This window comes from Chloracidobacterium validum (genome assembly GCF_018304825.1).
GTDB lineage: Bacteria > Acidobacteriota > Blastocatellia > Chloracidobacteriales > Chloracidobacteriaceae > Chloracidobacterium > Chloracidobacterium validum.
In genome coordinates this window covers 991,413-1,012,485 of sequence record NZ_CP072648.1, presented here as the reverse complement: position 1 = coordinate 1,012,485, position 21,073 = coordinate 991,413, and the positions used below count along the sequence as shown (strand labels likewise).

Genomic DNA, 21,073 nt, shown 5'->3' with positions numbered 1-21,073 from the left:
TGCGCAGTGCAAGATTTGGGTCAGGAGATACGGCACAAGGAAGTGGACTTCCCCAACATAAAGGATAAATTCCGGGTTCAATAATCGGACGGTGAACCTGGATTCCATTGACTATAATTACCGTGGTTGGCCAAGATGGCATCTTTGCTGGCCTGACGAGGTATAACTTGGGACGCATGCGCACAGCAGTAAAAAGCATCGGCAAGCATAGCAACACCAGTAAAAAGCATCGGCAAGCATAGCAACACCCCTATTATGACAACCCTTGTTAGCATTGACCATCTCTTACCACTCCAAATCGCAAAAAGCCAGAGCGTAAGTAGAATAAAAATGAAAACCAAAACCGAAAACTTTCCAGGTGGCTGTCTGCAAAAAACAGATAAACTTGTAAGTAAAACAATAATTCCAACTGCTGTGTAAGCTAATTTTAATTTCTTCATCCACAAAAGATAAGATAAAAGTAAAGATGGTAAAATGACCAAAAATCCTATGCCTAGACGTAAGAAGGGTGCAGAGATAAAGATATAAAAAGTCCCTGTTAATCCAATAAAGATCGCTGCAAATAAATTTAGCTCGGATTTTCGTCTGAAAATTAAGAAAAGTGTTGAAAAAATAGAAGCAACTAGATAGGCAGCCATCAAGATTTCAAACTTTACCCAATACTGTAACCAAGACAGGTCAAACCATCCAAGACTATAACGCGGAGATGATAAAGTGTGCCATTGCCAACGGGCAAAGTCTCTAATCTCTACAGTTGCGTTCTCTATGACTTGGCGATCAACAGCCCATTCCACTGAGTCAAAGCCAAATAGTGTTGAGGGACAAAGTGGATAACCTGATGCAACAAACCTAGCTGCCATAGTTGGAGCTAAAGAAAAAACAAGAGTCAACGCTAAGAGAGTTATTCTATTAAATTTCCGTTTACCTAGATTGAAGAGGATATACAACGTTACAAATAGAGCTAGTGGAAATGACGAAAATTTTATCGCAAAAGCTCCAAAAGCGAGTAAAGCGATCACCACAATTCTAAGGTTACTGGTTAGATTGTCTGAATCTTCTTTATTGCAATGATAAATGAGCATCCATGTTGTAACAATAACAGTTACAGCAATTGGTATATCAGTTGAAAGTGTAGACATGCCAACAACAACTGGTGAGAGAACAATTAAGCTAGTTCCAAGAAACCAGGAAACAAGTATAAACCAATCTGAAAAACATTCCTCGCCTTTATGTATTCGAAAGATGCTAAGTAAACCATGAAGTGAGAGTAAGAAAACTGGAAAAGCGCCAATCCCGCCGATGTGCCCTTGCCAAGGTCCAGCTTCAAATGGGGCTATCAATGCATACCAAGTGGAGATGTAACCATACTGCAACTGAAGCAATGCTAAACCATATGTGACCCCATACTCTACTAACCAGCGAACTATTGGATAATGATAACCACCTGTGTCTATATTTTTCACTTCCTGGGAAGCTAAAAATGCAACAATGTTCAGGATAAAAAAACTCAAAATTATAAAATACTTATACCTCAATAAATCCTTAAAAAATCTAAAATTATATTTTATCTTAAAACGAATAGATAGCAACACTACTACTACAAAGGTAAAGAACATTGTCGAGAAAAATTTTAGTGGAATAAAAAATGCCAACAAGATCCAAAAATTAGAAATAACTGTTAACCCTACCCAAATAGAAACTAAAAAATGGTCTCCCATCCGTTCAAATAATTTTTCTGTTACAAAAATGCTTCCAAAAACGTAAGCAATCGCTAACACCGTAATCCATGATAAAATGACTGCTATCATAATTTTCAAAATATACTAAACGTAAAAAATCTGATACATACGTACTCATCAAGTTTTCCATGAAGAAACCAAGAGTTGCAATCTGCACCTTCGATGCCCCGGGCTTCACCGGCGGCCCCAATAGCTGGCTACGGCGCTGGAGCGCGTTTGTCACGGTGCGTGGCTTCGAGGTCCGGGTGCTTGCGTTCATCCTCAATCCCCATGCGCATCGGATTCCAGACGATTATCCCCTGCTTGCGGCGCTTGCTGCCCAAGGCATCGGCTTCGTGACCTTTCCCCACTGGGAAACCATCGAGAAGAAGCTTCTCTGGCTGTTGGCCCAGCTCGAAGCCCTCCAACCAAGCGTTTTCATCCCGAACTTCGTCATTGCCGGACTCTATGCCACCGCCTGGACGCGCCCGGCCGGTCTCCCCACGGTGGGCGTGCTCCATTCTGATGACGATTACCATCGCGCGCTGGTGGACAGGTTTGTTGCCGGCCCGGCGCGCTTTCGCCCCACCGACATCGTGACGGTTTCGCGCTACCTCACGGTAGCCACGCAAGCCCAGGCCGCGCCCGAAACGTCCGTTTGGGGCATCCCCTACGGTGTCCCCCTCCCGGCCACGACCGCGCAGTGGACACAGGGTCCGCTCCGGCTGCTCTATGCCGGGCGGCTCGAAGAGGAACAAAAACGGATTTCGGATGTCACCCGCGCCCTGTGTCGGGCGGCGCAGCTTCCCAACGTTACGGCCACCATCGCCGGCGACGGACGGGGTCGCGCTGCCGTTGAGCGCATCATTGCCCAGGAAAGCCACGGTCGCGTGCGCTACGTAGGGCTGGTGGATAACGCCCGCATCCAGGCGCTCATGGCCGAACACCACGTTTTCGTCCTGCTCTCGGATTATGAAGGACTGCCGATTGCGCTGATGGAAGCCATGGCGGCCGGACTCGTGCCCATCTGCACGCCCATGCGCAGCGGCATCGGCGAACTCGTCGTGGACGGAGAAACCGGCCTCATCGTCCCCGACCGTGGCGACGGCTTCGTGGCGGCAGTTGCCCGCCTGGCCGGCCAGCCGGAGACTTGGGCGCGGCTGGCACAGGGGGCCCGGCGACAGATCACTACTTCCGGCTACGACCTGGAAACCTGCCATCGGCAGTGGCTGGACTTACTTGACCGCCGCAACCGGGAAGCAACCTATCAGGGGCAACCGCTGCTGCGCCGCCGGTCGCGCCGCCTTGGATTGCCGCCGCCACATCCAAATCTGGAAGAAGATCATTGGCGCGAACCGCCGCCGCTCGTGTATTACGGCCGGGTGGCGCGGGCCAAGCTGATAGCCCTGACCCGCCGACTGTGGACCGGCCGCCAGCCTGCCTCACCTTGATATGTCACCATGGCAGCCATGCTTGAATGTAAGAACGACATCCAACGCCCGGACTACCGGCCCGCAGCCCCTCACGAAGCCTTCATGGTTCCGCTTTTGCGCCGGGAGATTGAAGCCATGCCGGAAGCTTACCTGCCCCAATCACCATCCGGCCGCGCCCTGGATGTTGGGTGCGGCCGGCAGCCCTTTCGCCCCTGGCTGGAAGCGCATGGCTTTCGGTATGTCAGCCTCGATGTCGCCCAGAATCCCGAAGGGACGGTGGATTTCCTCTGTGAGATTGACCGTCCACTGCCGGAGGCCTTGCTGGCGGCCGGGCCGTTTGATTTTCTGCTGTGCCTGGAAGTCCTCGAACACGTGGCCGACTGGGAAACGTCGTTTGCCAACTTTGCCTGCCTGATGTGCTCCGGCGCACGCGCCCTTGTAACTTGCCCTCATTTTTATTTTTTGCATGAGGAACCAAACGACTTCTGGCGCCCGACACCCTACGCCTTTCAACACTTTGCCGCCAAGTATGGCTTCGAGGTCAAATTTCAGAAAGCGGCCGGGGACGGCTGGGACATTCTAGGAACGCTCCTGGCCAGCAGCTATCCGCAGCCGGTTGGACGGTCGCTGGTCAATCGGCTGGTCAATCGCGCTTACTGGTCGGTTCACCGCCTGCTGTTGTGGGGACTGAAATCAAGGCAACTGCAATCACGGGTGAGCTGGCACAGCCCGTTTACGTTTTATCAAGCCAACGTGGTCGTCCTCGAAAAAACATGAACATCGCGTTCATCTCGACGATGGAAGGCAGCCCGTGGGGCGGCAGCGAAGAACTGTGGAGCCGCGCCGCGCGCCACTTGCTCGAAGCCGGATGGGAAGTTCACGCCAATGTGAAGTATTGGCCAACACCGGCCCCGGCCATCGAAGCGCTGGCGGCAGTGGGTATCCAGGTCGCGTTTCGGCGGCTCGACCGATACAAAAAACTCCAGAGCCTGCTCCATCGGTTGGGTGGAGGCGGTTATGTGCCGCCGGTCCACCTGGCGAGCCGCCGCTGGCTGGAGCGGGTCCGTCCGGCAGCCGTCGTCATCTCCCAGGGGGCCAACTTCGATGAGTGGTCGCTGTTCTTTGCCGAAGAGTGCCACCGCCTGGCACGTCCGTACGCCATCCTCACCCAGGCCAACAGCCTGCTCTGGATGCCCTCGGATGCGCTGGTGGCGCCGGTCACACGAATGTTCACCCAGGCAGCGCGGGCGTATTTCGTGTCGGAAGGCAACCGGCAGCTCCTCGAAAAACAAATCGGACAACCCCTCGGCAATGCCGAGGTCATTTTCAACCCGTTCAACGTGGATGCCGAGGCCCGCCCACCCTGGCCGGACACGGATTGCCCGCTGCGACTGGGCTGCGTGGCGCGAATGGAGCCCTCGGCCAAGGGGCAGGACATCCTGCTGGAAACCCTGGCGCTGCCGAAGTGGCGGGCGCGGGAGGTGCGCGTCACGCTGGCCGGAACAGGCCCCTGGGAAGGCGGACTGCGGCGATATGCCGAGCAGCTAGGGCTGGCATCGGTTCACTTCGCCGGCTTCGTGTCGGATATGGCGACGTTCTGGCGGGAGCATCACGCGCTGGTGCTCCCTTCACGCCACGAAGGGATGCCACTGGCCCTGATCGAAGCCATGCTCTGCGGCCGGCCGGCCATCGTGACCGACGTACCCGGCAACGCCGAACTGCTGGAAGATGGGGTCACCGGCTTTATCGCGCGCGCGCCGGATGTAGTCTCGCTCGATGAAGCCCTGGAACGAGCCTACGACCGGCGTGCCACGTGGCGCGCCATGGGCGAGCGCGCCGCGGAGATGATTCGCCACCGTCTGCCCTCCGATCCGGCGCAAGTGTTCGCCGATAAGCTCAGGGAAATTTTCGCATGACTTCTCCGTGTGTTTCGGTAGTGCTATGCGTTTACAACCAGGCAGCCTACGTGGCGGAAGCCATCGAGAGCATCCTGCGCCAGACCCTTACCGACCTTGAACTCATCGTCGTGGATGATGCCTCGACCGACGCCACGCCAAGCGTCATCCAGGGATTTGCCGATGCCCGCCTGCGCTACGTCCGCAACGCGACCAACCTTGGGCATGCTGGGTCGCTCAACCGTGGTTTTGCCCTGGCGCGTGGCGCGTACCTGGCCATCATGGACAGCGACGACATCAGTCTCCCGGAGCGGCTGGAGCGGCAAGTGACGTTTTTGGAACGCCATCCCGAAGTGGCGCTCTGCGGGGCGTGGGTGGAAACCTTTGGCGCGCGCCAGGAACGACGCTGCTTTCCGACCGAACCGGCGGCTTTGGCCGTCCGGCTGCTCATGGCGTGTCCCTTTTCCACGCCTACCGTCGTCATGCGCCGGGACGCCTGGCTTCCGGGCGGTTTCGACTTCGACGCCTTTGGGTTAGCCTTTGATTACGCCTACTGGGTAGCCGTCGCCAACCGGGCCGCCGTCGCCAACGTGCCGGCTGTGCTGCTGAAGTACCGGTTGCATGCCGGCCAAACGACGACGACCCGGCGGGCCGCCCAACTCGCCGGCACGCGGCTGGTGCTGCGCCAACAGTTGGCGGCGCTACTGGGCGAGCTTCAGGAAACCGACGTCGAAACATTGACCTATGTCTTCGTCAACGAAGCCACCGGCAATCCGCCGACCGCCCTCATCGGCGATTTGTTTGAGCGCATCCGGCGGGCCAACCAGCGGGTTCACCGCTACGACCCAGTTGAACTCGACCGCCTGCTGGTTGAGACCTGGGCGCATATCCTTGCCGACCACGAACCCGACCACGGGCGCAGGTGGCGTGAAATGCTGCGGCGACCGGCGCTGTGGTCCTGGCCCCTGGGCGCGGCCTGTCTGCGGCGGACGCTGCGTCCGCTCAAGACCCGATTATGGAAGCGACGCCCGGCATGAACGTGCTGCACATCAACGAGTTTGACCAGATCGGCGGAGCGGCTACGGCCATGTGGCGGCTGCATAGCGGACTGCGTCAGCTCGGCGTCAACTCACGCATCCTGGCGGCCCGCATCAGCGGCGACGCGGTGGACGTTCACCCGCTACCACGCTGGCGGCGACGTGACTACCACCTGGCGCGGCTTGGACGCTGGCTGCGGTTTCCCGATGTGCTCATCACCAGCACCTTTGACTTGGCGCGGGAGCCGGTGTTTCAGGAAACCGAAATCATTCACCTGCACAACCTGCACCATGGCTATTTCAACTATCTGGCGCTGCCGAAACTGCTCCGCGGCAAGCGGGCATTTCTGACCCTGCACGACATGTGGGCCGTCACCGGACACTGTAGCTACAGCGCCGACTGCCAGCGGTGGAAGACCGGTTGCGGGCGGTGTCCCTATCCCCTGGCGTACCCGGCCATGCGGTTTGACACCTCGGCCCTGGAATGGCGGCTCAAACGGCGCGTCTTCGCCCAGACCCTCAGCGGCGTCTTCGTGCTCAGTCAGTGGATGGAAGCCATTGCCAAGGCCAGTTTTCTGGGCGACCTGCCGGTATATCGGATTCCGGCCGGCCTCGACACGGCGGTGTATCGTCCGCATGACCGGTTGGCCTGTCGGCAACTACTTGGGATTCCAGATGACCGCTTCGTTTTGATGTTTGCCGCGATGAACGTCAACGATCCACGCAAAGGCAGTGACCTGCTGGTAGCGGCGCTCCGGCAGTTGCCCATCCACCATCGGCAGCGCCTGACGCTGCTGGTGCTGGGGGATACCCGACCGGACGACTGCACCGGTCTGGGCTGCCAGATGGTACTCACCGGGCGCGTGTTCAACGACCATCTCAAGGCGCGCCTCTACTCGGCGGCAGATGTCTTCGTCAGCCCGGCGCGCGAAGAGGCCTTTGGGCTTGTCCTTCAGGAAGCCATGGCCTGCGGTGTTCCCTGCCTGAGCTTCCGGGTTGGTGGCATGCCAGACCTTGTGCGCGATGGAGAGACCGGTATCACCGTCGAACCGGAACATACGGCCAAGCTTGCCGATGCCATCCTTCGCCTCATCGAACGTGATGACGAACGAAGGCTTTTGGGAACCCGTGCGCGCCACTTCGTTGAGCGGGAATTTGGACTGCAACCCCAGGCCGGCAAGTACCTGGCGGCCTATGCCGGACAAACCGCGCCATGCGCCGACCAACCATCGGCATCCGAAGTTGCGGAGTTGACATGAAGATCACCTTGGTCACACGCGAGTTCTTTCCACTCACCGGCGGGTTGCAAGTGCTGGCAGCCCAGCTTGGCCACGAACTCAAAAAAAGACACCATGAGTTTGAAGTCATCACCCGCTTTACCCAACAGCGCCATCCACTGGAAAACCACCTGGTCAGCTCAGAACGAGAGCAAACCATCGAAAGCGCGCGCATCCAAACCCACGTCGTCGGCCACGGTCAACTGTCCGGCTGGCTTCTGAAAAGTTCCTACAAATTGCTTTTCAGGGAACGAACCGCGACCATCCCCATTCGACTTTTCGAGTTCCTTTACAGAGAAAAAATAACCGAAAAAATCAAAGCCTCCGATGTCGTTCACTTCCTGGGTCAAGGTTTGGAGCTGCTCGGTTTCGCAGGCCTAAAAAGCGCAACGACGCTGAGAAAACCTTTCATCGTCGAACCGTGCGTTCATCCAGGACAGTGGGGCGACCAGGCCGTTGACTTGAGGTTGTATCACCAGGCGGATGCCCTGATCGCGCACACCAATTTTGAAAAGGACTTTCTCATCAGCCGTGGGATTCCATCCCCAAAAATCCACGTCATCCACGGCTTTGAGGACCGTACCGACGGCAACGGCTCACGATTTAGAAAAAAGCACGATGTCCAGGGCTTCATGGTGCTTTTTCTTGGCAGGCGGTCGAAGGACAAGGGCTATCCAGTTGCCGTCGAAGCTTTCCTGAACTTCCTCAAGCACCACCCGGATGCGACACTGGTTGTCATCGGGCCGGCTGACATGCCGCAAGTCCACGTGCCGCTGCCTCATGCGAGTCGGATCATCGAAGTCGGCCACGTCGGAGAAGACGACAAGCACGATGCCCTGGCGGCCTGCGATGTCCTGTGCGTACCATCCGAAGGAGAGTCTTTTGGCATCGTGTACATGGAAGCCTGGCGGTACAAAAAGCCAATCATAGCGAGAAAGCTTCCGGTCCTGGAGGAAATCAACGGAGATGATCCAGGTGGTATCCTGGTTGATCACACTGGAGACCAAGCCAAGACCGCAGAAAACGTAGCCGAAGCGCTTTGCCGGCTCGCTCAAAACCAGTCGCTTCGCTCCAAGCTTGGAGAGCGCGGCTTTCAGATTTCTTCCAGGTTCGTTTGGGAACAGGTCATCGAGCGATACATAGAGGTTTACCAAACGGCTCTTTCCACAACCTGACTTGGCAGACACACCGGCCGGACGGGTTCGGCCGGTGATACGATTTGTCAGCTATTGAGTGCGATACGTTGGCTTTGATTTCGATTGTCGTCCCGCTCTACAACAAGGCCGCCTATGTGGGTGACACGCTCCGCAGCGTGTTGGCGCAGACCTGCACCGACTGGGAACTGCTGGTGGTGGACAACGGCTCGACCGATGGCAGCGCCGAGCTGGCCCGCGGCTTCGACGACGCCCGCGTGCAGGTGGTCACGTCGCCTCGCCAGGGACCAGGCGCGGCGCGGAACTACGGCATCCGAATGGCGCGGGGCGACTGGATTCAGTTTCTCGATGCCGATGACTGGCTGGCCCCAGACCACATCGAGCGCCAGCTTGCCGTTGCCACGCGGCACCCAGAAGCGGCGCTCATCGCGGGCGGATGGCGTGAGGTACGCGACGACCGGCCCGGACAGGTGGTTGTCCAGCGGCCGGCCGGCTACGGACAGGGGCCACTGGCGCTCCAGGATGCCGCCTTTGCCTTCCCTCCCTGGGCCGTCCATGCGGCGCTCGTCCGCCGGGAGGCGCTGACCGAAGAGTACCTCTGGCCGGAAGAACTCGACCGCTTCTCCAACGAGGATGCCGTTTTTTGGTTTCGGCTGGTCATGACGTGCTCGACGGCTTTTAGTTCGGCGACCGGAGCCTTTTACCGCATGCAGACACCAACGGCCCGCAACCAGCTTGACGACCCCGCCAAACGCTTGCGCGAGTTTGATTTAGCGGCAGAGTACAACCTGCGGTGGCTGACCGAACGCGGTCGCCAGCCAACGCCCGGTCAAGCGGCGGCCTTGATGCGCGCTTATTCAAGCGTGTATGAAGCCGCCGGCCGCATCAACGATTCCAGCACGGCGCAGGCGGCGCTGGCCCGCGCCGAACAGTGGCTTGCGCGCTACTTTGCCATTGCCGATGAGCCGGCCTGGGCCATGCGCTTTCGGCGCTGGCTTGGGCTGTCCCGCTTCCTGCGCTACCGAAGGCTCTGGCCGGCATAGGTACGACGATGTCTTCACGTTCAACAGCAGATGTGAAACCCACGCCCTGGCCGCCGGCCCTGCTCCTTGTGCTTTTCGTGTGGGCAATTGCCATCTTGCCGTCGGCGCTCCCACGGCCCTGGGCCGCCCTGGACGACTGGCGGCTGTGGGACATGGCCACGAGTCATGGCTTCGTGGACGTGGCGCTCAGCCGCAACGACGGGGAACGTTACCGCCCGGTTTTTTGGCTGTATTACGCCGCCATGGCCAACGGACTCGGCATGTCACGCGCGGCCCACCACATCGTCCAGGCGCTCGCGCTGCTGGGATTTGGTGGCGGGTATCTCCTACTTCTGGCACGCCGGATGAACGCCCCCGCCTGGCTGGGCTGGAGCTTGCCGGCCGTGCTATTCATCCAGTCGCCACTGGCCGAAAACGCCTATACCCTTGGCAAAGCGGATTGGATGGTGGCGCTCGGCCTTTTGGGCGCGATCACGGCCGGGTTGTTTGCGCTTACCCAACCACACCGGCTGCCCTGGTGGATGGGCTGGGCGAGTCTGTGCGCGGGAGGGGCGATCCTGTGCAAGGAAAGCGGCCTGGTGGCGCTGGGCACGCTGTCGCTCATCGGCATTGCCGGATATGTCGCGCAAAGCTGGAAAGTGCGCGGACTCCTGAGCTGGCACTTGGCGGCCGGGCTGCTCTTCCTCGGCGCGTACTGGCTGCCGTCCAAGTACCTCATTCAACCGACGACCTACCGGCTGACACTTGCCGATTTGTCACTGCGTGGCATGGCGTTCAACGGCTACACCTACGCGACGAAATACCCTGAGCTGGCTTTGCTGGGCGCGGCCACGCTGATCGGGCTGGCGCTGGAATGGGAGAAAGCGCGGCGGCGTGACCCAATCTGGCTGCTCGGCGCAACGGCGTGGCTTTCCGGTGGCGCGGCGCTCGGGCTGCTGATTGTCTGGAAATGGCCCTGTGGCTACTTTCTGATGCCGGTGAATGCCTGCTGGCTGGCGGCGCTCCTGCTCACCGGGGAGGCGTTTGGCAAGCTTGCCCGACCGTGGCAAACGGTGGCAGCCGGCGTGGGCAGCCTGTGGCTGGCGCTCAACGTGGTCGGCTTCGCGCAGACGGCCCGCCTGCAACGCGCCTGCTGGCAGGGCTTCGGGATGTTCACCCAGACCTATGCGCAAACCGGCGCGCCCGATTCACGGCTTTTTTTCCCGGAAAACATCACCGAGGAAGAAGTCCCCATCGAAGTCAACAACCAAGTCAAGCACGTGTATGGCGGCCGGCGACTTGGCGCGCTGCCCGGCGCCGGCGCGCTGGCGCTGGGGCAGGACCCGAAGCCGGACGAACTCCGGCAGCCGACCGCCGGTGATTACCTTGCCCTTCGGCGCTACGCGCATGCCTTTGGCAAGCATGTCCGGCTGTTTGAAGATTGCGCGACGGTCAACCTTCTGCCCCGCCTGGCCAACCTGGGCTGGAAACTGACGCCGATGGGAACATACGACTTTGGCATGCCGAACCTCATACCGGGGCGCGACGTCGGGCAACGGGTTGTCATGGAACACGCCCTCTACCGGCTGGAGGCGGCCCCGCCGGTCCGCTTCGCCCTCAACGGCGGCCTGTGGCGAACCGATGACTGGACAGGGCCCGAACTGACTCTGCTCGTCCATCAGCCGGGGCGTTTCGTCATTGCCGGTGAACTTCCGGCGGCAATGCCGGCCCCGGTACGACTGCGCTGCCTGGTGGATGGCCGGCCCACGCATGAGCAGACGCTTCAGCCCGGCGCGGCCCTGCGGTGGGAAGTGACCGTTCCGGTCATTCAGCCGCGGCAGGCCATCGAACTTCGCCTCGTGGCCGACCAGGCAGTTGCCGCCGAACAAATCGGCTTGCGGCCGAAGCAGGATCGGCTATCGTGGCGGCTTCGCCAAATGACTTTCACTCCACTCAAGGACGACTAACGCATGTTTGGAATCGTCGTCACGACCATTTACGATGGCGCTTTCATTGACGCCTACTATGAACACTTTGACCGTCACGGCCGGCTCGAAGACGCACGGTTTTACGTCGTGGGCGACCTGACGACACCGGCTGACTGTGCCGAGCGGGTGCGGGCCTATACCCGCCGTGGGCTGCCCTGGTTCTTTCTCACGCCGGACGACCAGGAAGCGTTTCTGGCCGATTTCCCGGAACTGGCGGCCGAAATCCCATGGCGGAGTGACAACCGGCGCAACGTTGGGTTTCTGATGGCCTACCGTGACGGCTGCGATCCGATTATCAGCATTGACGACGACAACTACCCGACGGAGGGATGGGATTTCCTGGGCGAACATGCCGTCGTCGGGCGCGAAGTCACGCTGCGCTTGGCCGTTGGCGACCAGGGCTGGTTCAACCTTTGCTCGATGATGGCGGTTAGGTGTCCGTCACTGGGCGGCGGTCAGACGGTCTATCCGCGCGGTTTTCCCTATCCGCGCCGGACGCTCGCCTGCGGCACGGTGAGCGACCAGCTCGCAACCGGGCAGGTTGCGATCAATGCCGGGCTATGGTCGGGCGACCCCGACGTGGATGCCGCTACGCGCCTGGTGACGCGCTGCGCAACCAGCGAAAACTTCACGGAAAGCTATTTGCTTGGGCGCGGGGTGCGGTCTCCGATCAACACGCAGAACACGGCGCTGATGCGGGCGGCGCTACCGGCGTACTACTACGTCAAAATGGGGGTTTCCCTGGCCGGGTTGAAGCTCGACCGGTTTGGCGACATTTTCAGCGGCTATTTCGTCCAGAAGTGCGCCGAGGCCGTCGGCCACTGGGTGCGCGTTGGCTCGCCGGTGGTGGAGCATCGCCGGACGCCGCACAACCTCTACGTTGACCTGTGGCACGAGTTGGCCGGGATGGTCGTGCTCGACGACATGCTGCCCCTGCTGGAAACGCCGCTCACGCCGGCATCCGACTACGGCACGGCGGCCTTGGAACTGGCCGACCGGATCGAGGCCTGGGCCGCCGGCCAGAAGGGTTTTCTGTGGAGCGAGGCCCTGCAGGGCTACTTTCAGAATGTGGCGGCCAACCTGCGCCGGTGGGTCGCCGTCTGTCGCCAACTCGACTGAGCCATGCCGACGGAAGCCCGCTATGCGCCGGTGTCACTCGTGACGACGGTGCTCAATGACCTTGCCGGTTGCCAGGCGTTTTTCGCGGCTATGGAGGCACAGACGCTTTGTCCGCGGGAGATCGTCATCGTAGATGGTGGTTCGCGGGACGGCACCTGGGCGTTTTTGCAGGATTACTGCCCACGCCGCGATTACCGCCTGATCGTGGCGCAGGAAGTCGGCTGTAACGTCGCCCGCGGACGAAATCTGGCCATTGCGCGCGCGACGCACGACATCATCGTTTCAACGGATGTCGGTTGCCAGTGGGACGACCGGTGGCTGGAAGAGCTGGCAACACCCCTCCTCGCCGATCCGGCCCTCGACGCCGTGATGGGCAGTTGGATGGTGCGTTATGAAGATTTGCCGGATGCATGGGCGCGGGTGGAATTTGCCTGCTACCCTGAGTTTGCGCTCCGGGCGCAGCCTGATTCGCATGCCTCATCGCGCGCCATTGCCTACCGCAAGCGCCTCTGGGAACAGCTCGGTGGGTATCCCGAAGACCTCACGCTGGCGGCTGACGACATGGTGTTTGCGCTCCTGCTCCATGCGCATACGAAGGCGGTGACGAGCGCCCCGACGCCGCGTTGCTTCTGGGAACGTCCGGCGACCCTGCGCCGTTTTCGGCGCGAAGCCGAACGGAACTTTTTCGGGGCCGGGGAAGCCGACATCTGGCGCAAGCATGGCTTGTTGGTTGGCGGAAGGCTGCTGGTCGAGTGGCTTGCCTGGCCGGTCGGGCTGCTGGTCGGTGGCTTTGAAATCTGGGGCCTGGGCCGGCCGCCCATCGGCGGTGGACTGGTGTGGCTGGTCGGGGCCGGTGGGCTGGGCCTTCGCCTCTGGCAACTGGCGCCCGCCGTGGCACGTTATCACGCCCGCGGTGGACGCGGCGGCTGGTGGCGGCTGCCCTGGTTTGAATACGCAGTCAAATGGGCGGCCCTACGTGGCTACTGGCGCGGCTGGTGGTCCGGCCGCCAACGCTGCGCCGACTGCCGCGTCCGCTTGCGCCGCGCCGGAGTCTCGCCATGGTGAAGGTCGGCCGGTTCTCATCCCGCGGGCTGGTGGTCGGCGTCATCCTGTCCACGGGATTGGTCGTAGCTGCGCTCGGCATCTGGAAGAACTGGTTCGGCCTGCGGCGGATGCTCTACCTCGACCGGCGCATCCACGCTTTGACCTTCCCGCAGCCGGGCCAGGTGCTCCAGCGCGGCGCGGACGCCCTGGCGACCGTCCCCCTGACCGGGCGCGTGGGGTGGCTGGCCCGCACGGTCGAAGTCGCCACGACCCAGGCCGACGACCTGGACGTTGCCGAGCACGAATGGCAGGTGCTGGGCAGTCCAACCCGAACCTCGTTCCAAGGGCGCTTGGCGCTCCCGACCGGTTGCTCCCGGTTGTTTGTCCGGGTTGGGGAGCCGCGCCCCCCACAGGCGTTCAATCACGTTGAAACGTGCGAAGTGTGCGTGGGTGAGGTGTTCGTCGTGGCCGGACAGTCCAATGCCGCCGGAAGCTGCGCGACCCTGTTTACCGCCCGGTCGCCGTTCGTTCGGACCGGACAACTGGACGATGCCGACCGCCTGGTGTGGAAGCTCGGCGATGATCCGCAGACGGCAAACGGCGGCGGCTCGGTGTGGCCGCTGGTCGGGGACGCCCTGGTGGAACGCCTCGAGGTACCGGTCGGCTTTGTCAACCTTGCTGTTGGCGGAAGCAGCATCCGCGACTGGCAGCCGGGAACGGCTAACTTCACGCGCCTGGTGCAAACGCTGCGCGCCCTCGGACCGACCGGCGCGCGCGCCATTCTCTGGCACCAGGGTGAAAGTGACGCCGGCATGACCGCGGATGACTATGCCCGGTACTTGCGCGCGCTCATCACCGCGACCCACCAGGCGCTGGGTACTTCGGCGGTGCCGTGGGTGGTGGCGCAGGCGTCGTTCAAGGATGGGCAGACTTACGATGGCGTCCGCGCCGGCCAGCAGCAGGTGTGGGCGTCTGGACTGGCCCGGCGCGGGCCGGATACCGATCAGCTCGGCCCTGCACTGCGCCAGCCTGACCGCGTTCACTTCAACGCGGAGGGTACCAGGGCGGCGGCCGGGTTATGGACCGCGGCAATCCTCGAAGCCATCTTTCAGGCTCCTCCGCCGGCGGACGCCCCGCCCGTCTCCGGGGGTTCTGCCAAGCTGTCCCCTGAGACTGGTCGTCACCGGCCTTTTTGATGGGGCTAGCGCAGAAGTGCGCTACACTGGCGGAGTGAGCGCGGCAGAGCGCCGGACCCTGGTTTTCAGCTATGTCGTCCCAATCTTCTGACTTGCTTCCGGTAAACGATGCCCTGACAGTAGCCGAAGCGGCACTGCGCGATCATGCCGCGGTCGTGACCGCGCTGATGCCCTTGCTGCCGACCGTTGCCGATTTGGCAGCCCGGATGGTTGAAACCATCCGGCGGGACGGCCGCCTGTTGCTCTGTGGCAATGGCGGTTCGGCGGCCGATGCCCAGCACATTGCGGCGGAACTCGTCGGACGCTTCGAGCGCGACCGACGCCCCTTCCCGGCCCTGGCCCTGACCACCGACACCTCGGCCCTTACGGCCATTGCCAACGACCTTGGCTATACGGAAGTCTTTGCCCGCCAACTGGCGGCGCTGGGTCGGCCCGGCGACCTTCTGCTGGCAATTTCAACCAGTGGACAGAGTCCGAACGTCATCCGCGCGGCTGAAGTTGCCCGCGACCGACAGATGACCGTTCTGGGACTGACCGGCCGCACCGGCGGTGCGTTGTTGCCGCTGTGTGACCTGTGCCTGTGTGTCCCGTCCGACGCCACGCCGCGCATTCAAGAAATGCACATCTTCATCGGACACGTTCTGTGTGACGTGATTGAGCGAACCCTGGGTGAGGCCGGACGATGACCCCACGTGTGCTTGCCGGAAGCCTGCTCAGCTACGTCTATAACCACTGGCTCACGCATGTGCCCTCGCACCACATCCGCCGCGCTTACCTGCGCGCCTACCTGGGCGCGTGTGGCGACCGCACCTGGGTACAGATGGGGTGCCGGTTTCTCAACGGACGGAAGGTCTTTCTAGGTCCGCGCAACTCAATCAACTTCGGCTGTCTGTTTGACGGTCGGCGCTACGCGATTCGCACCGGCAGCGATGTCTCGATTGGGCCCGAAGCCACGCTGCTCACCCTGGGGCACGATCCCCAATCGCCGGATTTTGCCGATCAGGGCGGCGACATCGTCATCGGCGACCGGGTCTGGATTGCCTACCGCGCCATCATCATGCCGGGCGTGACGGTGGGCGAAGGGGCCGTGGTGGCGGCCGGGGCCGTCGTGACGCAAGATGTCGCGCCCTACACGATTGTCGGAGGCGTTCCGGCGCGGCCCATCGGCACCCGGGAAGCCAACCTGCGCTATGCCTTCAACTACGCGCCCTTTCTGGTTTAGAGCGCGTCGAAAAAAGTCCGAGGCGGCACAGTCGTTCGCGCTCGTGATGGAGACACCACGACCCGCCAACCAGCTTGGTCAGTTGGCAGTTACGCCCGGCGCAGCGCGTCAACGGCTCCCACGCTCCATGGCTCTTTCCGTCGCTCTTTCCGCGCCAGCGACTGGCTATGGCCTAGTGGTTGACGCAGTTACCGGACAACGACGATACTGCCACAGCACGCAACGCAACCTGGAGCAGAAGCGGGCGACCATGTGAGCGGCCCCGGTTTACTTGCTCTTGGGCTGAAAGTTTTGGAAAGTGCAAACACACGCATGGGCCAGGCTACGGTTGACATTGCCATTATTGGATGCGGTCACTGGGGACCAAACCATATTCGCACGTTTTCTTCGTTCCCGGAGGCCAGGGTTATCGCAGCAGCCGATGTGAGTCGCCCTAACTTGGAACGGGTGGGCAAGGCTTATCCGAGCCTGGCGCTGTTTGAAGATTACCGCCGCATGCTGGCGGAAACAGAAGCGCACGCGGTTGTCATTTCGACGCCGACGAGTACGCATCATGCCATCGTCCGCGATGCGTTGCTGGCCGATAAGCACGTTCTCGTTGAAAAGCCGCTCTGCCGAACGTCTGAAGAAGGCGAGGAACTCGTCGCCCTCGCCGCCGAGCGGGGACGCTTGCTGATGGTAGGGCAGGTGTTCCTGTTCAATCGCGGCATTCTCAAGCTCAAGGAATACCTGCAATTTGGCGACCTGGGACGGATTTACACCCTGGTTTCAACCCGCACCAACCTTGGGCCGATTCGCAAGGATGTCAACGCGGTCTATGATTTGGCATCGCATGACATTGCGATTTTCGACTTCCTGACGGGCGCAACGCCGCTGGAAGTATCCGCCTCTGGCGCGGCCTACCTACAGCCCGGCGTGGAAGACCTCGCCTTCATTACGCTGCGCTATCCAAATGACCTGCTGGCGCACGTTCATGTGTCGTGGCTCAACCCACGCAAGGTCCGCGAAATTACGGTTGTCGGCGACAAGAAGATGCTCGTCTGGGATGACCTGGCGACGGTCGGCCCCATCTGTATCTACGACAAAGGCGTTGTGCGTGAACCGTATTACGAAGACTACGGGCAGTTCCAACTCCTCGCCCGCGAGGGTGACATTGCGATTCCCCGGATTCAACTCGAAGAACCGCTCAAGGCCCAGGCCCGTTACTTCCTCGACGGCCTGCGCCGGGGACACATCACCGTCTCGGACGGAAAAAGTGGCTTGGCAGTCGTCCGTACGCTCGAAGCCATTCAGGCATCACTTTTGCAGCATGGCGCGCCGATACCAGTAAGCAAAGCCGGCTAGCTATCAAGCGCGCTTCTTTGCTGATGGGACAACCTTGTTCGGCACATCAGCGGCACGCTACGAGTTCTCCCGGAAGCGTGCGGGTGGGGAACCAGGGCGCACCCGGCAGCCCGGTGGCGTAAAGGCAACCAGCGTCAACCCTGGCTTGTTTGACCAGCCGCACCACCAATGTCAGACCAGCTTGCGCGCGCGCGCGTTGACAATCCGGTACAGGCTTTCAACCGCGCCACTCTCGCGGCGCTGGACGCCAACCTGAAGGGTTCCGGTCACGGCTACCGGATAGTCACTGGCTGCGCTGAGTTCCTGCCCCGGCGCGAGTGTGACGAAAATCATTTGCTCGATGCCTGGGCCATCACCAAAACAGCACGCCAACGGCACTTCGATCAAAATGAAGCGTCGGATTTTGCCATCGCTGATGCCAAGCGGCACCATGAAGCCATTGATTTCGACCTGCTTGCCGTTGAGCTGCTGCGCCCGCTGGGGATACACCACTTCCCGGCCATTGACCTGCACGCCATTGAGGTCGCGGAATCGAAGCGCGCTCGGCGCAAGCGTCGCCGCCCATCCCTTGGGGCCGGCAACCAGCAAGCATCCGACAACAACCAACGTCACCACAAACGATCTCGACCACGACACAGCGACTTCAACCTCTCAAAGGGTCTCAACAAGCAGCTCAACCAAGCTAGCTTGGGCAATCATCCTCCCGACACAGCCACTTACCACCTGTGATTGGACTGGCGGCGCAGACTCGACGCCAGTTGTTAGAAGGGGTTCAGTCCAGCGGCAGTGTTGTAACAACGATACAGTTCATTGAAATCGCGGATGCTCCGCTCCAGTATCAGATTGATGGTTTCAACATCAGCCGCGTTGACCGTGAGATTGACGCCGTTCAGAAATGCCATGTAGGTATCGAGCGTCTTGACCTGAGGCGAGATGAGCACCAAGTAAGTGCGTCGCCGATACTTGGGCGGCAGCGAGTTGACATGGCGCAGAACGGCAATGCCCCCCTGGTTGGCGCTATCAAACTGCGGGTCGAGTAACACCAAGTCAATCTGCGAATCGCGCATCAGCTCAATCGCTTTGGCAGCTTCTTCGCAGACGGATGGGGCATAGGCATTGTGGTCGAGCTTTTCGAGCACCTGCTGTATTTGAGCTTGATCAGTCAGGCACAGCAAGGTCTGGCGACGTTGCCAGCTTGCCAGCGAACCGGTCGAGCCATCGGCATTGCGGGTTGTCTGGCCGGAGAGCAGGGCCACGAGTTGCGTCAAGGCATCCTGATTGACTTGCATGGACTTCGGCGCGCCGCGGATCGTGGGTGCGGCTTTTGGTGGAGGTTTGACGGTCATCCCGAAGCGGCACTTCGGGCAGTTGACTGAAAACGGCTTGTCCGGCAGGTTTTTTTCCTGAATCTCGAACTTGGCCCGGCATTGCGTGCAAACAACTTGCATAACGCCATCAAAACGTAAATCAGACAGCCAAAGGGCGCTGGTCAACGCCCAACACCATCACCGCTCAATGATGTCAAGCATTGACGGACGTGGTGTCTCAGTTGTGGTGCGCACTGGCGGGGCGACCGGACGCATGCCACCCAGCGTTGGGTTGCGTATCCCCTGTTGCTCCTTTTGTATGCGCTGGATTTCACTGCCGCCGGCGCCCGCAAAGTCGCTCGAGGAACCAAGCCCAGACAACCGCAACAGCAAGTTGTTTTGATTGGTGGCAAATGCCACACCGTCTTCCTGAGTAATGATGCCCTGGCGAATCATCCGCTCAATGACTTGATCGAAGTGCTGCATGCCGTCGAGCGAACCATCTTCCATTGCATCCAGAAGTGACTTGCCTTCACTCTCGCCTTTTTCGATGTATTCGCGGGTGCGGGGCGTGGACTTGAGAATCTCGACTGCGGCAATCCGCCCCTTGCCATCCGCGCGTGGAATCAGACGCTGCGTGATGATGTAGCGGAAGGCCTGCGCCAGCCGTACCCGAATGACGTGCTCTTCGTTCTTGGGAAAGATACCGATGATGCGATCCACCGTCTTCGAGGCGTCTGTGGTGTGCAGCGTTGAAAACACCAAGTGACCCGTCTCGGCGGCCTCGAGTGCGATTTCAGTTGTCTCCAGGTCGCGCATCTCACCCACGAGAATGACCTTCGGGGCCTGACGCAGCGCGGCGCGCAGGGCCAGCGCAAAGCTTGGCGTGTCGCTACCCAGTTCGCGCTGGTTGATAGTGCAGTTTTTGTGCGTATGGAGAAACTCGATCGGGTCCTCAATCGTGACGATGTGGTAGAACTTTTCCTCGTTGATCTTCCGCAAAATGGCGGCCAGCGTGGATGATTTCCCGCTCCCGGTTGGGCCGGTCAGTAGCACAATCCCGTTCTTGAGGTGCGAGATTTCTCCTAGCTGCGGCGGCAGACCCAGCGACTCAATCGTCGGCACCTCGGTTGGGATGACGCGCATGACGATGGAGTAGGTGCCGCGCTGCGAGAAGATGTTGACGCGGAAGCGCGTTCGTGAGGGCAAGCTATACGACAAGTCCACCGAGCCGGTTTGCACCAACTTTTCGGCGGCATCGCTGTTGCCCGCCAAGAGCGCCATGGCAATGATTTCCGTCTGGTAGGGCGTCAGATTGCGCAGGCCCTTGATGTCCACCGGAACCAACTTCCCATTCAGCTCGACCTGCGGCGGCCGCCCAACGGAAAAGTTCAAGTCGCTAATTTTTTCATCAACCGCCAGCATGCGCTCGATGATCGGTGGTAAGTCAAAGTAACTCATACGCCCAACCCCCTCGTACGTCTGCTCCAGTCAGCCATCGTCAGGCTTTCCAGCTCAAGCTCTCTTGATGATGAAGCGTGTACTGACTCGGATGCCGTTTTACCGTTTGTTTACCGAGTAGCGTTCCAAGGCGAAAACGCTATATCAGCCCTGCGTCAGATGCAAGCGAGCGAGTCATCAACCACGCCGCCATCGCGCGAACCACGTCGCCATCGCGTGCGGCCGGCGGCCTTGAGTCGTCCAAGTCGCCGCTGGAGGGCCCCGATTGCCTAGGTCGAGACGCCATCCACGTCACGCCTTCGGCGCACTGCCGCCGGACTCCCCTTCACCAGCGACTTCAGCTCGGACATAAACTCGGTTACATCCTTGAACTCCAGATACACCGAGGCAAAACGCACATAGGCGACTTTATCGAGGTCCTTGAGGCGGCGCATGATGAGTTCACCAATTTTCTGGGTCGAACGCTCACGGTCGCGGGACTCCTGAACGTACTTCTCCACCGCGCTCACCAGGGCTTCGAGCTTGGCCGTTGACACGGGACGCTTCTCGCAGGCGCGTGCCAGCCCGGCCAACACCTTCTGCCGATCAAACGGCTCACGCCGACCGTCTTTCTTGATGACCATGTAGGGAATCTCGTCAATCCGCTCATACGACGTGAAGCGCCGCTCACACTTGAGACACTCACGCCGACGGCGGATGACATCCCCCTCACGGCTTTCACGCGAGTCCACGACCTTGTCTTCAAGGTTGCCACAATATGGACATTTCACGGGGTTGCTCTTCTCGTCTCCATACGTCGGATAGGAACGCTTGCGTCACCCGGTGCGCCCAAGCCACCGGACGATCGCAGGGCAGA

Annotated in this window: 19 protein-coding genes; 14 read left to right on the top strand and 5 right to left on the bottom strand. The window is 60.4% G+C overall.

Translation table 11 applies throughout. The features are described 5' to 3' along the window. Positions 1 to 77 precede the first annotated feature (77 nt). On the bottom strand, positions 78 to 1,808 hold the full coding sequence (locus tag J8C06_RS04250; RefSeq protein WP_211429545.1) for an LIC_10190 family membrane protein: 1,731 nt from the start codon (positions 1,806 to 1,808) through the stop codon (positions 78 to 80). 59 nt (positions 1,809 to 1,867) lie between these two features. Between J8C06_RS04250 and J8C06_RS04245 the strand changes: the two genes are divergently transcribed. The 14 genes from J8C06_RS04245 (at position 1,868) to J8C06_RS04180 (ending at position 17,449) form a co-directional block, all read left to right on the top strand. After that, the gene (locus J8C06_RS04245; protein WP_211429544.1) at positions 1,868 to 3,169 is read left to right on the top strand and encodes a glycosyltransferase family 4 protein; all 1,302 of its coding nucleotides are present in this window, start codon (positions 1,868 to 1,870) and stop codon (positions 3,167 to 3,169) included. 9 nt (positions 3,170 to 3,178) lie between these two features. Continuing rightward, positions 3,179 to 3,928 carry a class I SAM-dependent methyltransferase gene (locus J8C06_RS04240; RefSeq protein WP_211429543.1) on the top strand — a complete coding sequence of 250 codons (750 nt, stop codon included), beginning with the start codon at positions 3,179 to 3,181 and terminating at the stop codon, positions 3,926 to 3,928. Further along, positions 3,925 to 5,067, top strand: coding sequence for a glycosyltransferase family 4 protein (locus tag J8C06_RS04235; protein WP_211429542.1), 1,143 nt, complete (start codon positions 3,925 to 3,927; stop codon positions 5,065 to 5,067). Before J8C06_RS04240 ends, J8C06_RS04235 begins: the two co-directional genes overlap by 4 nt. Then, a complete protein-coding gene (locus tag J8C06_RS04230; RefSeq protein ID WP_211429541.1) occupies positions 5,064 to 6,083 on the top strand; it encodes a glycosyltransferase family 2 protein in 1,020 nt (339 codons plus the stop codon). The genes J8C06_RS04235 and J8C06_RS04230 overlap by 4 nt, the downstream gene beginning before the upstream one ends. Then, entirely contained in the window at positions 6,080 to 7,342 is a 1,263-nt protein-coding gene (locus tag J8C06_RS04225; protein ID WP_211429540.1) for a glycosyltransferase family 4 protein, read from the top strand. The genes J8C06_RS04230 and J8C06_RS04225 overlap by 4 nt, the downstream gene beginning before the upstream one ends. Further along, complete coding sequence (locus J8C06_RS04220) at positions 7,339 to 8,535, top strand: glycosyltransferase family 4 protein (protein ID WP_211429539.1); 1,197 nt, start codon at positions 7,339 to 7,341, stop codon at positions 8,533 to 8,535. The genes J8C06_RS04225 and J8C06_RS04220 overlap by 4 nt, the downstream gene beginning before the upstream one ends. Positions 8,536 to 8,579: 44 nt before the next feature. Next, the gene (locus J8C06_RS04215; protein ID WP_211429538.1) at positions 8,580 to 9,557 is read left to right on the top strand and encodes a glycosyltransferase family 2 protein; all 978 of its coding nucleotides are present in this window, start codon (positions 8,580 to 8,582) and stop codon (positions 9,555 to 9,557) included. Positions 9,558 to 9,565: 8 nt separating this feature from the next. Then, entirely contained in the window at positions 9,566 to 11,503 is a 1,938-nt protein-coding gene (locus tag J8C06_RS04210) for a hypothetical protein (protein ID WP_211429537.1), read from the top strand. A 3-nt stretch (positions 11,504 to 11,506) separates the two neighbouring features. After that, positions 11,507 to 12,643 (top strand): hypothetical protein, encoded by a 1,137-nt coding sequence (locus tag J8C06_RS04205; RefSeq protein ID WP_211429536.1) that lies wholly within the window; start codon positions 11,507 to 11,509, stop codon positions 12,641 to 12,643. Between the two features lie 3 nt (positions 12,644 to 12,646). Then, a complete protein-coding gene (locus tag J8C06_RS04200; RefSeq protein WP_211429535.1) occupies positions 12,647 to 13,708 on the top strand; it encodes a glycosyltransferase in 1,062 nt (353 codons plus the stop codon). After that, positions 13,606 to 14,883 carry a sialate O-acetylesterase gene (locus tag J8C06_RS04195; protein ID WP_211429534.1) on the top strand — a complete coding sequence of 426 codons (1,278 nt, stop codon included), beginning with the start codon at positions 13,606 to 13,608 and terminating at the stop codon, positions 14,881 to 14,883. The genes J8C06_RS04200 and J8C06_RS04195 overlap by 103 nt, the downstream gene beginning before the upstream one ends. Positions 14,884 to 14,954: 71 nt before the next feature. Further along, on the top strand, positions 14,955 to 15,569 hold the full coding sequence (locus J8C06_RS04190) for a D-sedoheptulose-7-phosphate isomerase (protein WP_211429533.1): 615 nt from the start codon (positions 14,955 to 14,957) through the stop codon (positions 15,567 to 15,569). Then, positions 15,566 to 16,105 (top strand): acyltransferase, encoded by a 540-nt coding sequence (locus J8C06_RS04185; RefSeq protein WP_211429532.1) that lies wholly within the window; start codon positions 15,566 to 15,568, stop codon positions 16,103 to 16,105. Before J8C06_RS04190 ends, J8C06_RS04185 begins: the two co-directional genes overlap by 4 nt. A 312-nt stretch (positions 16,106 to 16,417) precedes the next feature. Further along, positions 16,418 to 17,449: a Gfo/Idh/MocA family protein gene (locus J8C06_RS04180; protein ID WP_211429531.1), complete on the top strand. Its 1,032-nt coding sequence runs from the start codon at positions 16,418 to 16,420 to the stop codon at positions 17,447 to 17,449. A 171-nt stretch (positions 17,450 to 17,620) separates the two neighbouring features. Here J8C06_RS04180 and J8C06_RS04175 read toward each other — a convergent pair whose 3' ends face one another. The 4 genes from J8C06_RS04175 to nrdR all read right to left on the bottom strand — a co-directional run bounded on the left by J8C06_RS04175 (position 17,621) and on the right by nrdR (position 20,987). Then, a complete protein-coding gene (locus tag J8C06_RS04175; RefSeq protein ID WP_211429530.1) occupies positions 17,621 to 18,085 on the bottom strand; it encodes a DUF3299 domain-containing protein in 465 nt (154 codons plus the stop codon). 125 nt (positions 18,086 to 18,210) lie between these two features. Beyond that, entirely contained in the window at positions 18,211 to 18,897 is a 687-nt protein-coding gene (locus J8C06_RS04170) for a zinc-ribbon domain-containing protein (protein ID WP_211429529.1), read from the bottom strand. Between the two features lie 57 nt (positions 18,898 to 18,954). Next, entirely contained in the window at positions 18,955 to 20,217 is a 1,263-nt protein-coding gene (locus J8C06_RS04165; RefSeq protein WP_211429528.1) for a type IV pilus twitching motility protein PilT, read from the bottom strand. Between the two features lie 269 nt (positions 20,218 to 20,486). After that, on the bottom strand, positions 20,487 to 20,987 hold the full coding sequence (gene nrdR / locus J8C06_RS04160) for a transcriptional regulator NrdR (RefSeq protein WP_211429527.1): 501 nt from the start codon (positions 20,985 to 20,987) through the stop codon (positions 20,487 to 20,489). Positions 20,988 to 21,073: the final 86 nt, after the last annotated feature.

Excerpts from the sequence above, each read along its gene's own strand:
- J8C06_RS04250 (WP_211429545.1), bottom strand. The coding sequence starts at position 1,808 with ATGATAGCAGTCATTTTATCATGGATTACGGTGTTAGCGATTGCTTAC.
- J8C06_RS04245 (WP_211429544.1), top strand. The coding sequence starts at position 1,868 with ATGAAGAAACCAAGAGTTGCAATCTGCACCTTCGATGCCCCGGGCTTC.
- J8C06_RS04240 (WP_211429543.1), top strand. The coding sequence starts at position 3,179 with ATGGCAGCCATGCTTGAATGTAAGAACGACATCCAACGCCCGGACTAC.
- J8C06_RS04235 (WP_211429542.1), top strand. The coding sequence starts at position 3,925 with ATGAACATCGCGTTCATCTCGACGATGGAAGGCAGCCCGTGGGGCGGC.
- J8C06_RS04230 (WP_211429541.1), top strand. The coding sequence starts at position 5,064 with ATGACTTCTCCGTGTGTTTCGGTAGTGCTATGCGTTTACAACCAGGCA.
- J8C06_RS04225 (WP_211429540.1), top strand. The coding sequence starts at position 6,080 with ATGAACGTGCTGCACATCAACGAGTTTGACCAGATCGGCGGAGCGGCT.
- J8C06_RS04220 (WP_211429539.1), top strand. The coding sequence starts at position 7,339 with ATGAAGATCACCTTGGTCACACGCGAGTTCTTTCCACTCACCGGCGGG.
- J8C06_RS04210 (WP_211429537.1), top strand. The coding sequence starts at position 9,566 with ATGTCTTCACGTTCAACAGCAGATGTGAAACCCACGCCCTGGCCGCCG.
- J8C06_RS04205 (WP_211429536.1), top strand. The coding sequence starts at position 11,507 with ATGTTTGGAATCGTCGTCACGACCATTTACGATGGCGCTTTCATTGAC.
- J8C06_RS04200 (WP_211429535.1), top strand. The coding sequence starts at position 12,647 with ATGCCGACGGAAGCCCGCTATGCGCCGGTGTCACTCGTGACGACGGTG.
- J8C06_RS04195 (WP_211429534.1), top strand. The coding sequence starts at position 13,606 with ATGGGCGGCCCTACGTGGCTACTGGCGCGGCTGGTGGTCCGGCCGCCA.
- J8C06_RS04190 (WP_211429533.1), top strand. The coding sequence starts at position 14,955 with ATGTCGTCCCAATCTTCTGACTTGCTTCCGGTAAACGATGCCCTGACA.
- J8C06_RS04185 (WP_211429532.1), top strand. The coding sequence starts at position 15,566 with ATGACCCCACGTGTGCTTGCCGGAAGCCTGCTCAGCTACGTCTATAAC.
- J8C06_RS04180 (WP_211429531.1), top strand. The coding sequence starts at position 16,418 with ATGGGCCAGGCTACGGTTGACATTGCCATTATTGGATGCGGTCACTGG.
- J8C06_RS04170 (WP_211429529.1), bottom strand. The coding sequence starts at position 18,897 with ATGCAAGTTGTTTGCACGCAATGCCGGGCCAAGTTCGAGATTCAGGAA.
- J8C06_RS04165 (WP_211429528.1), bottom strand. The coding sequence starts at position 20,217 with ATGAGTTACTTTGACTTACCACCGATCATCGAGCGCATGCTGGCGGTT.